The organism is Burkholderia sp. BCC1993, from assembly GCF_905339865.1.
GTDB lineage: Bacteria > Pseudomonadota > Gammaproteobacteria > Burkholderiales > Burkholderiaceae > Burkholderia.
Genome location: NZ_CAJPGZ010000009.1, coordinates 302,542 through 315,419 on the forward strand (window position 1 = coordinate 302,542; position 12,878 = coordinate 315,419).

At 67.7% G+C, this 12,878-nt stretch carries 9 protein-coding genes; 3 read left to right on the forward strand and 6 right to left on the reverse strand.

What is annotated here, in order from left to right; all coding sequences use genetic code 11:
• Positions 1-44: 44 nt before the first annotated feature.
• Together ceoB and opcM are read left to right on the forward strand one after the other, a co-directional pair.
• Positions 45-3,245, forward strand: a complete 3,201-nt coding sequence (gene ceoB, locus U4Y91_RS17540) for a multidrug efflux RND transporter permease subunit CeoB (RefSeq protein ID WP_321806092.1) — start codon at positions 45-47, stop codon at positions 3,243-3,245.
• A gap of 10 nt (positions 3,246-3,255) precedes the next feature.
• A complete protein-coding gene (gene opcM / locus U4Y91_RS17545) occupies positions 3,256-4,797 on the forward strand; it encodes a multidrug efflux transporter outer membrane subunit OpcM (protein WP_321806093.1) in 1,542 nt (513 codons plus the stop codon).
• Between the two features lie 192 nt (positions 4,798-4,989).
• Here the strand turns inward: opcM and U4Y91_RS17550 are convergent, their stop codons facing one another.
• Positions 4,990-5,880: a LysR family transcriptional regulator gene (locus tag U4Y91_RS17550; RefSeq protein WP_321806094.1), complete on the reverse strand. Its 891-nt coding sequence runs from the start codon at positions 5,878-5,880 to the stop codon at positions 4,990-4,992.
• Positions 5,881-5,978: 98 nt separating this feature from the next.
• Between U4Y91_RS17550 and U4Y91_RS17555 the strand changes: the two genes are divergently transcribed.
• On the forward strand, positions 5,979-6,419 hold the full coding sequence (locus U4Y91_RS17555) for a PACE efflux transporter (RefSeq protein WP_321806095.1): 441 nt from the start codon (positions 5,979-5,981) through the stop codon (positions 6,417-6,419).
• Positions 6,420-6,514: 95 nt separating this feature from the next.
• Here the strand turns inward: U4Y91_RS17555 and U4Y91_RS17560 are convergent, their stop codons facing one another.
• The 5 genes from U4Y91_RS17560 to U4Y91_RS17580 form a co-directional block, all read right to left on the reverse strand.
• Entirely contained in the window at positions 6,515-7,366 is an 852-nt protein-coding gene (locus U4Y91_RS17560; RefSeq protein WP_321806096.1) for an alpha/beta hydrolase, read from the reverse strand.
• Positions 7,367-7,626: 260 nt separating this feature from the next.
• The gene (locus tag U4Y91_RS17565) at positions 7,627-7,956 is read right to left on the reverse strand and encodes a DUF3579 domain-containing protein (RefSeq protein ID WP_321797707.1); all 330 of its coding nucleotides are present in this window, start codon (positions 7,954-7,956) and stop codon (positions 7,627-7,629) included.
• Positions 7,957-7,981: 25 nt separating this feature from the next.
• Positions 7,982-9,343 (reverse strand): sigma-54 dependent transcriptional regulator, encoded by a 1,362-nt coding sequence (locus U4Y91_RS17570; protein ID WP_321806097.1) that lies wholly within the window; start codon positions 9,341-9,343, stop codon positions 7,982-7,984.
• Entirely contained in the window at positions 9,333-11,219 is a 1,887-nt protein-coding gene (locus U4Y91_RS17575) for a sensor histidine kinase (protein ID WP_321806098.1), read from the reverse strand. The genes U4Y91_RS17570 and U4Y91_RS17575 overlap by 11 nt, the downstream gene beginning before the upstream one ends.
• Before the next feature lie 272 nt (positions 11,220-11,491).
• Positions 11,492-12,856 (reverse strand): 2-hydroxycarboxylate transporter family protein, encoded by a 1,365-nt coding sequence (locus U4Y91_RS17580; RefSeq protein ID WP_321806099.1) that lies wholly within the window; start codon positions 12,854-12,856, stop codon positions 11,492-11,494.
• Positions 12,857-12,878 lie beyond the last annotated feature (22 nt).

Here is a 12,878-nt window from a genome sequence, read left to right on the forward strand (position 1 = left end):
GGTTCGCCGCTTCGCTTTCCGCGTTCAACCAGACAGAGCAACCCATGAACATTTCCAAATTCTTTATCGACCGGCCGATCTTTGCAGGAGTCCTATCGGTGATCGTCCTGCTCGGCGGGGTGATCGCGATGTTCCTGCTGCCGATTTCGGAGTATCCGGAAGTCGTGCCGCCGTCCGTGATCGTGAAGGCGCAGTATCCGGGCGCGAACCCGAAAGTGATCGCCGAGACGGTCGCGTCGCCGCTGGAAGAGCAGATCAACGGCGTCGAGGACATGCTCTACATGCAGTCGCAGGCGAACAGCGACGGCAACATGACGATCACCGTCACGTTCAAGCTCGGCACCGATCCGGACAAGGCCACGCAGCTCGTGCAGAACCGCGTGAACCAGGCGCTGCCGCGCCTGCCGGAAGACGTGCAGCGGCTCGGCATCACCACGGTGAAGAGCTCGCCGACGCTGACGATGGTGGTCCACCTGATCTCGCCGGACAACCGCTACGACATGACCTACCTGCGCAACTACGCGCTGATCAACGTGAAGGATCGCCTGTCGCGGATCCAGGGCGTCGGCCAGGTGCAGCTGTGGGGCTCGGGCGACTACGCGATGCGCGTGTGGCTCGATCCGCAGAAGGTCGCGCAGCGCGGGCTGTCGGCCGAGGACGTCGTGCAGGCGATCCGCGAGCAGAACGTGCAGGTCGCGGCCGGCGTGATCGGTGCGTCGCCGTCGCTGCCCGGCACGCCGCTGCAGCTGTCGGTGAACGCGCGCGGCCGTCTGCAGACGGAGGACGAGTTCGGCGACATCGTCGTGAAGACGACGCCGGACGGCGGCGTCACGCACCTGCGCGACATCGCGCGCATCGAGCTGGACGCGTCCGAGTACGGGCTGCGCTCGCTGCTCGACAACAAGCCGGCCGTCGCGATGGCGATCAACCAGTCGCCGGGCGCGAACTCGCTGCAGATCTCCGACGAAGTGCGCAAGACGATGGCCGAGCTGAGGCAGGACATGCCGGCCGGCGTCGACTACAAGATCGTCTATGACCCGACGCAGTTCGTGCGCTCGTCGATCAAGGCCGTGGTGCACACGCTGCTCGAAGCGATCGCGCTGGTCGTGATCGTCGTGATCGTGTTCCTGCAGACCTGGCGCGCGTCGCTGATTCCGCTGATCGCGGTGCCGGTGTCGATCATCGGCACGTTCTCGCTGCTGCTGGCGTTCGGGTATTCGATCAACGCGTTGTCATTGTTCGGGATGGTGCTCGCGATCGGGATCGTGGTCGACGATGCGATCGTCGTCGTCGAGAACGTCGAGCGCAACATCGAAAGCGGGATGAACGCACGGGCGGCGACCTACAAGGCGATGCAGGAAGTGAGCGGGCCGATCATCGCGATCGCGCTGACGCTCGTCGCCGTGTTCGTGCCGCTCGCGTTCATGTCGGGCCTGACCGGCCAGTTCTACAAGCAGTTCGCGATGACGATCGCGATCTCGACGGTGATTTCGGCGTTCAACTCGCTGACGCTGTCGCCGGCGCTGTCCGCGATCCTGCTGAAGGGCCACGGCGACAAGGAAGACTGGCTCACGCGCGTGATGAACCGCGTGCTCGGCGGCTTCTTCCGCGGCTTCAACAAGGTGTTCCATCGCGGTGCGGAGAACTACGGCCGCGGCGTGCGCGGCGTGCTGTCGCGCAAGACGCTGATGCTCGGCGTGTACCTCGTGCTGGTGGGCGCGACCGTGCTCGTGTCGAAGGTCGTGCCGGGCGGCTTCGTGCCCGCGCAGGACAAGGAATACCTGATCGCGTTCGCGCAGCTGCCGAACGGCGCGTCGCTCGACCGCACCGAGAAGGTGATCCGCGACATGGGCTCGATCGCGCTGAAGCAGCCTGGCGTCGAGAGCGCGGTCGCGTTCCCGGGGCTGTCGGTGAACGGCTTCACCAACAGCTCGAGCGCGGGCATCGTGTTCGTCACGCTGAAGCCGTTCTCGGAACGGCACGGCAAGGCGCTGTCGGCCGGTGCGATCGCCGGCGCGTTGAACCAGCAGTACGGTGCGATCAAGGACTCGTTCGTCGCGGTGTTCCCGCCGCCGCCGGTGCTCGGCCTCGGCACGCTCGGCGGGTTCAAGATGCAGATCGAGGATCGCGGTGCGGTCGGCTACGCGAAGCTGTCGGATGCGACCAACGACTTCATCAAGCGCGCGCAGCAGGCGCCTGAGCTCGGCCCGCTGTTCACGAGCTATCAGATCAACGTGCCGCAGCTCAACGTCGATCTCGACCGCGTGAAGGCGAAGCAGCTCGGCGTGCCGGTCACCGACGTGTTCAACACGATGCAGGTGTATCTCGGCTCGCTGTACGTGAACGACTTCAACCGCTTCGGGCGCGTGTACCAGGTGCGCGTGCAGGCCGATGCGCCGTTCCGTCAGCGCGCGGACGACATCCTGCAGCTGAAGACGCGCAACGATCGTGGCGAGATGGTGCCGCTGTCGTCGCTCGTGACGGTGACGCCGACGTTCGGCCCGGAAATGGTCGTGCGCTACAACGGCTACACGGCGGCCGACATCAACGGCGGCCCGGCGCCGGGCTTCTCGTCGGGGCAGGCGCAGGCCGCGATCGAGCGCATCGCGCATGAAACGCTGCCGCGCGGCGTGCGGTTCGAATGGACCGACCTCACGTACCAGCAGATTCTTGCCGGCGATTCGGCGATGTATGTGTTCCCGATCAGCGTGCTGCTCGTGTTCCTCGTGCTCGCGGCGCTGTATGAAAGCCTGACGCTGCCGCTCGCGGTGATCCTGATCGTGCCGATGAGCATTCTGTCGGCGCTGACGGGTGTGTGGCTCACGCAGGGCGACAACAACATCTTCACGCAGATCGGCTTGATGGTGCTGGTGGGGCTGTCCGCGAAGAACGCGATCCTGATCGTCGAATTCGCACGCGAACTGGAGCATGACGGCAGGACGCCGTTCGAGGCCGCGATCGAGGCGAGCCGGCTGCGGCTGCGCCCGATCCTGATGACGTCGATCGCCTTCATCATGGGTGTCGTGCCGCTCGTCACGTCGACGGGCGCGGGTTCGGAAATGCGCCATGCGATGGGTGTCGCGGTGTTCTTCGGGATGCTCGGCGTGACGCTGTTCGGGCTGATGCTGACGCCGGTGTTCTATGTCGTGCTGCGCACGCTCGCGGGCGGCAAGATCCACGTCGCGGGCAAGGACTCGGCCGGCTATGGCGTGTCGCCTTCCGGTGCGTCGGCTTCGGATGCTTGAGGACAACAAGATGGACAACATGCACAACACGAAAGGTCTGATGCGCTTCGCGAAGGTGGCGGCCGCGAGTACCCTGCTCGCGACGCTGCTCGCCGCGTGCGCGGTGGGGCCCGACTACAAGCGCCCGGACGTGTCGACGCCCGCGGCGTTCAAGGAAGCGCCGACGCTCGCGGCCGGCGAACAGGCCGGCACGTGGAAGACCGCCGAACCGGCGGACGGCGAGCATCGCGGCGAATGGTGGAAGGCGTTCGGCGATCCGACGCTCGACGCGCTCGAGTCGCAGGCGCTCGCCGCGAACCAGAACCTGAAGGCCGCGGCGGCGCGCGTCGAGGAAGCGCGTGCGGCGACCCGCACCGCGCGCTCGCAGTGGTTCCCGCAGGTCGGCGCCGGGTTCGGGCCGACGCGTGAAGGGCTGTCGTCGGCGTCGCAGTTCCAGCCGCAGGGCACGGGCCCGACCACCGCGACGCTGTGGCGCGCGCAGGGCACGGTGTCCTACGAGGCCGACCTGTTCGGCCGCGTGGGCCGCAACGTCGAGGCGTCGCGTGCCGACCAGGCGCAGAGCGAGGCGCTGTTCCGTTCGGTGCAGCTCGCGCTGCAGGCGGACGTCGCGCAGAACTACTTCGAACTGCGCCAGCTCGACTCGGACCAGGACCTGTACCGCCGCACGGTCGAACTGCGTGACCAGGCACTGAAGCTCGTACAGCGCCGCTTCAACGAAGGCGACATCAGCGAGCTCGACGTGTCGCGCGCGAAGAACGAGCTGGCAACCGCGCAGGCCGATGCGGTCGGCGTCGCGCGCCGGCGCGCGGCGTCCGAGCATGCGCTCGCGATCCTGCTCGGCAAGGCGCCCGCGGACTTCGCGTTCAAGGAAACGCCGATCGTGCCGGTCGCGGTGAAGGTTCCGCCGGGCCTGCCGTCGGCACTGCTCGAACGCCGCCCGGACGTGTCGGCGGCCGAGCGCGCGATGGCGGCCGCGAACGCGCGGATCGGTCTCGCGAAGTCGGCGTACTTCCCGAAGCTCGATATCACGGGCGCATTCGGTTATGAGGCGTCGACGCTCGGCAACCTGTTCATGTGGTCGAGCCGCACGTTCCTGCTCGGGCCGTTCGCCGGCACCGCGCTGACGCTGCCGCTGTTCGACGGCGGGCGCCGTGCGGCCGGCGTGCAGCAGGCGCGCGCGCAGTACGACGAGCAGGTCGCGAACTACCGGCAGCAGGTGCTCGTCGCGTTCCGCGAGGTCGAGGACAATCTCGCCGATCTGCGCCTGCTCGACGACCAGATTCGCGCGCAGGATGCGGCCGTCAATGCGTCGCGCCGTGCGGCGACGCTGTCGCGGACGCAGTATCAGGAAGGCGAAGTGGCCTATCTCGACGTGATCGACAGCGAACGGTCGGTGCTGCAGTCGCAGTTGCAGGCGAACCAGCTGACCGGTGCGCAGGCGGTGTCGACCGTGAACCTGATCCGCGCGCTGGGCGGCGGGTGGGGGGCGGCGCAGGCGCCGGCCGCGGTCGGCGATGTGGCGGCGGGCAAGGCGGAAGTGGCTGCGCGCTGAGCGCGAATGACGGGCGATTCATCGCCCGTCGGCTGTTGGCTGCTGGCAGTGAAGCGAAGCACCCCGGCATGCAGGCTCAGGCCTGCGTGACCGGGGTTTTTCATGGCAACCGGGCCCATATCGCAACTAACGGTCAAGTTCATTCCGCATCTGCAAGCGGGGCGCGCGGCGAAACGCCGCCGCGCGCCCCGATCAGGCTGCGTGGCCTTCAGCCCGCAGCGCACGCACCAACTCGCTCGCCGCCTTGCCGAGCCCCGTGTGTTTGGGCCGGCGCAGATACACCGGCAGCGGCAGCCCGTTGCGGATGTTCGCGAACACGAGCGGCGCGAGTTCGCCGTCGGCGACATACCGGCCGATCAGCGATTCGGGCAGGTTCGCCCAACCGTGCCCGGCCTTCACGAGCGCGATCGCGGTCGCCATGTCGGTCACCTTCCAGGTGCGGTTGCCGATCACGGGACGCACGTCAGTGAGCGGCCGTTCCGGATCGGCGATCACGATCTGCCGAAACCCCGACAATCGCTCGATCGCCTCGGGATGCGCGGCTTCGGCGATCGACGGATGACCGGGTGCCGCGACGGCAATCAGCGTCTCGGTCCACAGCGCGTGGATCTGTTCCTGTGGATGAAGATCGAGTCCGCCGTACGCGACGCAGAGATCGACGGCGCCGCGATGCAATGCGTCGACGATCGCGTCTTGCGGCGCGGTGACGATGCTGATCGCGAGCGCCGGATACTTCGCGGCGACGGCGGTCAGTGCGCGTGCAACGGGCGCGCTGTCGAGCTCCGCGGCGAGGCCGAGCCGCAGCGTGTCCTCGACGCCTTCCGACAGATGCTGCGCATGCGCGCGCAGCGCCTGCAGCCGTTCGGCGATCGACCGCGCATCGGGCAGCAGCGCAGCCATCGCGGCGGTCGGTGTCGGCTCGCGCGTGCCGCGGTCGAACAGCACGAGGTCCAGCTCGGCCTCGAGATTCGCGATCGCCATGCTGACCGCCGACGGCGTGCGGCCGAGCGCACGCGCGGCCGCCGAGAACGAGCCTTTGTCGATGACGGTCAGCAGCATGTCGATGTGGTCGCTGGTCAGCATGCGTGGCTTCCTGTCAGAAAAATTGAAAGGACCTGACTTTTGCCGGCGAAATGCCCGCTGTAGTCTCGCCACCTTGTTCGATATGAAGGTGGTGGGTCATGCAAGGTTGGAAGAGACGCATAGTCTACGTCGTGATGTTCGAGGTGCTCGGCATCCTCGTCGCGTCGTCGGTGCTCGGCATGCTGAGCGGCGCGAGCGCGACGGCGAGCGGCCTGCTCGGCGTGATGATCTCGACGACGGGCGTCATCGTCAATTTTCTGTACAACCTGGGGTTCGAGGCGTGGGAGCGGCGGCGTGCGGAAACGACGCGCACCGTCGCGCGGCGCGTCGTGCATGCGATCGGTTTCCAGGTCGCGCTCGTGACGTTACTGATTCCGCTGATCGCTTGGTGGCTCGGCGTGTCGCTGTGGCAGGCGTTCCTGTACGACGCCGTGCTGATCGTGTTCTTCCCGATCTTCACGTTCGCGTACAACTGGTCGTTCGACAGCGTGTTCGGGTTGCCGGATGCTGTGACGCGCAAGCCCGAACCGATCATCTGACGCGGAGGCGGGCGAAGCGATGCGGGGCAGCCCGTATCGCTTCGTTCAGGAAAGGGACGGGAAGTGACGGGCGGAGCGAATGCCGCCCGCGAGCGTTACGCGGCGACGAACTCGTGCACGTAACGGTTGAACACCGCGGGGCTCGCCGCGTTCATCCCGTGCGACGCACCGGCGACGGTCTGCCGTTGTGCATCGCCGATCCACTGCGACAGCGTGTCGACGTTGTTGCGGAACATCTTCGGGCTGCGCTGGCCGTCGATCAGCAGCGTGCGGCACGCGATATCCGATGCCGTGTGCTGCGAATACGCGGGCAGCGGATCCTGCAACTGCTTCGGCAGCGTGCTCGCGTTGTCGATCGCCATCGTGCGAAAGCGCGACGTGCTCTTCTTCCATGCGCCGGGCAGGCTCACCGAGTCGACGAACATCTCGAGGCCGGCTTCCACTTCGCCTTGCCCGATCAGGTTCACGGCCTGCGTGCGCAGCGCGATCGCGCCGGCCGGCAATGCGGCTTCGCGCACGCCCGGCTGTTGCAGCGGGCCGCCGGGATCGGCGAGCGTCAGCGTGTCGACGAGCTGCGGATGCTGGCGCGCGACGTTGAACGCGACGCTACCGCCACGCGAATGGCCGACGAGATGCACGGGGCCGAGATCGAGCGCATCGATGAATTCGGCGAGCTCGTCGACGTGGTTCTGCCAGCTGAACTCGTCCTGGATGCCCGCCTCGACGGCCGGCCAGTAATGGCTCAGGCTCGGCGCGATGCAGCGGTAGTGGGCCGACAGCGACGCGAGTTGCGGATCCCAGTAACGGTAGTCGCACAGCGAGCCGTGCACGAACACCATCGGCGCGCCGCTGCCCCGCTCGACATACGGCAGGCTGATGCCTGACGAAAGCGTCGCAAATTGCAGGTCGGGGTTCGCGAGCACGGACGGCTCGATTCGCATGTTCATGACTGAAAGACTCAAAGGTGCGTCAACACGACGCAACTATGCATCACGGCGACCTGCAAGGAAAACGCATAATTTTCATCGTGACGATCAATTTTATTGATGGCTCGGCTGAAAACCCTTGTCGCAGCGTGGGGAAGTGCCGAAGTCTTAAATCATCTGATGATTTGTTCGGCCGCTGAGAGCGCGTGCGAACGCCTGCGCAGGTGCGCATCGGAGCGGGGGGAAAACGGGAGAAAGGGCCGCCGCACGCGACCCGTGCATCACCGCACCGCCAGCGCGGGCGCGGTCTGAAGCTCGACGGGAAGGTCGTTGTCGGCGGCGAACTGCATCGCGAAGTCGAACGCGTCGGCGCATACGTCGCGCAATTCGTCCGACACGAACAGGCATTTGGCGCCGCCGTCGACGACCGGCATCGCGAGCCGCGACAGCGCGCACGGATAGCCGGGCCGCCGCTCGCCGACGAACAGCGTGATGACACCCGCGAGGCGCTCGGGCCAGTCGCTCGGTCGGAAGGTTTTCTGCGCGCGCGTGACGCCGCGGATCAGGTGCCCGGTGATGCGGCCGTGTTCGGTGACTTCGATGCGATCCATGTTGTTTTGCGTATCCTCGTTCGCGTCATTCGCCGCCGTCGGCCGCCGCGTCGCCGCGCGCGGGAATCCGCAGGTTGCGCAGCTTGTGATAAAGCGTCTTCTTCGGCATGCCGAGTGCAATGCTTGCGTCCGCAACGTTGCCGTTGTGACGCTGCAGCATGTCCTCGATCAGCATCCGCTCGAAATACGCGAGCTGTTCCGCGAGCGTATCGCCCACGGCCGGCGCGTCGCCGGACGACAGCAGGCTGTCGCCGGTCAGCCCGAGCACGAAACGGTCGGCCACGTTCTGCAGCTCGCGCACGTTGCCGGGCCATGCATGCGTCATGAGTTCGGACACCTGCGCAGCCGTGACGACCGGCGCCGGCTGCCCGAAGCGCCGCGCGGCCGCGAGCACGAAATGCTCGAACAGCAGCGGCACGTCCTCGCGCCGTTCGCGCAGCGGCGGCAGCTCGATCTGCGCGACGTTGAGGCGATACAAGAGGTCCGCACGAAAGCGCCCGTCGGCTGCGAGTTCGGCGAGGTCGGCCTTCGATGCGGCCACCACGCGGCAGTCGACCGGAATCAGCTCGTTTGCACCGAGCCGCTCGACCACGCGCTCCTGCAGCACGCGCAGCATCTTGATCTGCAGCGGAATCGGCATCGTCTCGATCTCGTCGAGGAACAGCGTGCCGCCGTGCGCCCATTCGATCTTGCCGATGCGCTTCTTGATCGCGCCGGTGAATGCGCCGGCTTCATGGCCGAACAGTTCGCTCTCGAAGATCTGCTCGGGCAGGCCGCCGCAATTCAGCGCGACGAAATGGGCATCGCGCCGGCCGCCGAAGTCGTGCAGGCTGCGTGCGATCAGTTCCTTGCCGGTGCCCGTTTCGCCGGTGATCAGCACCGACACCGACGTATCGGCGAGGCGCAGGATCTTCTTGCGCACGTCGGCCATCGCGGGCGACTTGCCGAGCACGAACGCCTCGATGCCCTGCCAGTTGTTCAGCGCCGCGCGCAGCCCCTGCACCTCGAGCGTCAGGCGGCGCTTCTCGACCGCGCGCGCGACGCGGCCGGCGATCACGTCCGACGAAAACGGCTTCTCGATGAAGTCGTATGCGCCGACCTGCATCGCGCCGACGGCCGTCGAGATGTCCGCGTGGCCGCTGATCAGCACGACCGGGATCTGCGCATCGATGGCCATCACGCGATCGAGCAGCTGCAGCCCGTCGATGCCCGGCATCCGCACGTCCGACACGATCACCAGCGGCGCGCCGGGCGCGACGTGGGCGAGCGCGTCGGCGGCCGACGCGAATGCGTCGACCGGGAACCCGGCGAGCGCGACGGCCTGCTCGACGCCGATCCGGACGTTTTCATCGTCCTCGACGACCAGAACGCGAATCTCATCTTCCATGCTCTATCCTCTGTTGCGGCGCGACCGCCGCGAATTCGATGGTGAACTGCGCGCCGCCTTCGTCGCGGTTCGTCGCGGCGATCTTCGCGCCGAACGCCTCGACGATGCGCGACGTGATCGCGAGGCCGAGCCCGAGGCCCTGGCCGCGCGGCTTGGTCGTGACGAACGGCTCGAACAGGTGCGGCAGCACGTCGGGCGCGATGCCCGCGCCGCTGTCGGCCACCGAGAAGCGCACGTGGCCGGCGTCGTCCGGCCCGGTGGCTTCGATCACGATGCGCCGCACCGGCGCGTCGTGCACCGCGTCGAGCGCGTTGCCGAGCAGGTTCACGATCACCTGCTGCAACTGGCTCGATTCCGCGGACACCGTCGTGCCGGGCGCGATGTTCACGTCGAGCCGCACGCCTTCGTCGCGGATCCGCGCGTCGTAGATGAGGCGCGCATGTGCGACGGCCTCGTTCAGCGACACCGCGACGCGCTCGACGTCGGGTTTGCGCGCGAAGGTCTTCAGCTCGCCGGTGAGCACGGCCATGCTGTCGACCAGCTTGCCGATCCGTTCGAGGTTCGCGAGCGCCGGTGCCGGCTGGCCGCGCTCGAAGAAGGTGCGCGCGTTGTCGCACAGCGTGCGGATCGCGACGAGCGGCTGGTTCAGCTCGTGCGTGAGGCCGGCGGCCATCTGCCCGAGCACCGCGAGCTTGCCCGCGTGCACGACTTCCTGCTGCGAATCGCGCAACCGCTGCTCGGTGCGCTCGCGCTCGACGATCTCGCGCTGCATCCGCTCGTTGGTCGCCGTCAGCGCGGCCGTGCGCTGCGCGACGGTCAGCTCGAGCCGGTCGTTCGCGCGGCGCAGCGCGTCCTGCGCGTTCAGCCGCGCGATGATCGCCCGGCGTCGCTGGATCGCGTAGCCGGCCAGCAGCGCGGCGATCAGGAACGCGCCGGTGACGAACACGAACGCGGTCTGCTGCTGGCGCCGCGCGCCGGCGATGTCGAGCAGCACCATCAGCGAATCGCCGGCCTGCGGCGCGGGCCGCGACATCACGAGATAGCGCGTGCTGCGGCCGGCGTGACGCGGATCGGGGAACGTGCCGAACCATGCAGCGGCACTGCGGTCGCCGAGGTGGCGGTAGGGCAGCATGTCGACCGTGCGGCCCGCGTATTGCCGCGACGCCTGGATGTCGCGCTGCTGCTGCGCGGTGATCGGGCGCAGCGCGGTGAACTTCCACGCCGGCTCGGTCGAGATCACGACCACGCCGTTGCCGTCGACCACCATCGCGGCGACGCCCGGCGCGCGCCACGCGGATTCGAGCGGGTCGACGCTGATCTTCACGGCCGCCGCGCCGATCGGCACGCCGTCGTCGCGCACCGCGCTCGCGAAATAGACGCCCGGCACGCCGGTGTTGGTGCCGATCCCGAAGAAGCGGCCGCTGCCGTGCGCCAGGGCATCCTTGAAGTACGGCCGGTACGACACGTTGGTGCCGACGAAGCTGATCGTCTCGTTCCAGTTGCTGGCGGCGATCACTTCGCCCCGCAGGTCGATCACGTCGACGGCGCCGCTGCCCGCGTCGCGGTTCACGGCTTCGAGATACGTGTTCACCGTGTGCGCGAGCGCGGGCCGGTCTTGCGGCGCGGCCCGCAGCAGCGCGCGCACGCCGTCTTGCCGGGCGACCAGGCCGGGCAGGATCTCGAAGCGGCCGAGTTCGCTCTTCAGGCTCGACGCGTACAGATCGAGTCGGTGCGCGCCGGTTTCCTCGAGCGCGTCGATCGCGCGTTCCCACGCGAAATCGACCGCCGCGCCCGCCACGCCGACATACAGCACGGCGGCCGACGCCCAGCCCCACCACGGGATTCCCTTGAAGCTCTTCTGCACGTTCGCCCTCATCGAAGCCCGTAACTGGCCGCTCGCAACCGGCCGTCCGAGACCGGCCGTCCGAGACCGGCCGTCCGAGATCGGCCGTCCGCAACAGGCCGTCCGCGACCGACCGTCCGTAACCGGCCGTCCGCAACCGACCGTCCGCAACCGACCGTCCGCAACTCCGGTCGTCCGCAACCGGCCGTCTCAAACGCCCCGCCACAACGACACGCGCCGCGCACCGGCAAAGCCGGCGGCGGCGCGTGCGAAGCAGCCTGCGCGACGGTGCGCGCAGCGGCGCGTCATCCGAAGTGCGCGACCAGGATCAGCGTCACCGTGACGACGATCGCGCCGCCGATGCGCGTGGCGATCTGCGCGAACGGCATCAGCTGCATCCGGTTCGCGGCGGTCAGGATCGCGACGTCGCCGGTGCCGCCTTGCCCGCTGTGGCAGGCGTTCACGATTGCGGTGTCGATAGGGTACATCTTCAGCAGGCGGCCGACCACGAAACCGGTGCCCATCAGCGTCGCGACGGTCGACACGATCGTGACGACGTTGACGATCGTGAAGGCGGCGGTCAGCTTGTCCCACGGCGTCATCGCGACGCCGATCGCGAACAGCAGCGGATACGTGACGGCGGTCGAGAAGAACTTGTAGACGACGAACGCGCCTTCCTGCAGCGGCGGCGACACGGCGCGCGCGAGCTTAACGAGCACCGCGAGGAACAGCATCGCGACCGGTGCGGGCAGGCCGAACAGCTTGTGCGCCATCAGGCCGACGAGGTACAGCGTGATGGCCGTGATGCCGGCGCCCGCGATGTGCGTGACGTCGACGTGGCCGCGGATTTCCTCGTTTTCCGGCGTCATGTCGCCGCTTTCGCCGACCTGCAGGCGGCCGTTGCCGGTCAGGTGCGGCAGGCGCTTGCCGAGCATGTCGAGCGCGCCCGACAGGATGATCGCGGTCAGGCTGCCCAGCATCACCGGCGGCAGCACCATCGCGAACATCTCGCCCTGCGGCAGGTGCATCAGTTCCGAATAGCCGATCGACAGCGGAATCGCACCTTCGCCGACGCCGCCCGCCATGATCGGCACGACGATATACAGCAGCGTGTGGCGCGCGCCGAGGCCGAGCGCGGTGCCGACCGCCGTGCCGACGATCGCGGCCGCGACCGAACCGGCCGCGAGCGGAATGAAGATCTTCACGAAGCCCTGGATCAGCACGCGCCGGTCCATGCTCAGGATGCTGCCGACGATGATCGACGCGATGAACAGGTACAGGAAGTTGGTCGACTTCGTGAACTCGACGGTGAGGTTCAGCACCGGCTTCGGCAGCACGTGGTAGTAGGTGAGCGCCGACGGCACGAAGGTCGCGAAGATCGCGGCCGCGCCGATGTTGCGCAGGAGCGGCAGGCGCTTGCCGAGTTCCGCGCAGGTGAAGCCGAAGAACGCGAGCACGGCGATCGCCATCGAGATCTCGCCGGGCACCTTGCCCGTCACCGCGAACCCGACGATCAGCCCGAACAGGATCACGTAGACCGGCAGCGGGATGATGCCGATGCGGATTTCCATCAGCTTCCACCAGCCTTCCGGCCAGAAGCGTGTGCGCGTGGCGGGACCGGCTTCGGCAAGTGCCTCCGGACGGGATTGGGTAGGGATTGAGGTCTGCAAGACGTGTCTCCTGATGTTGGAA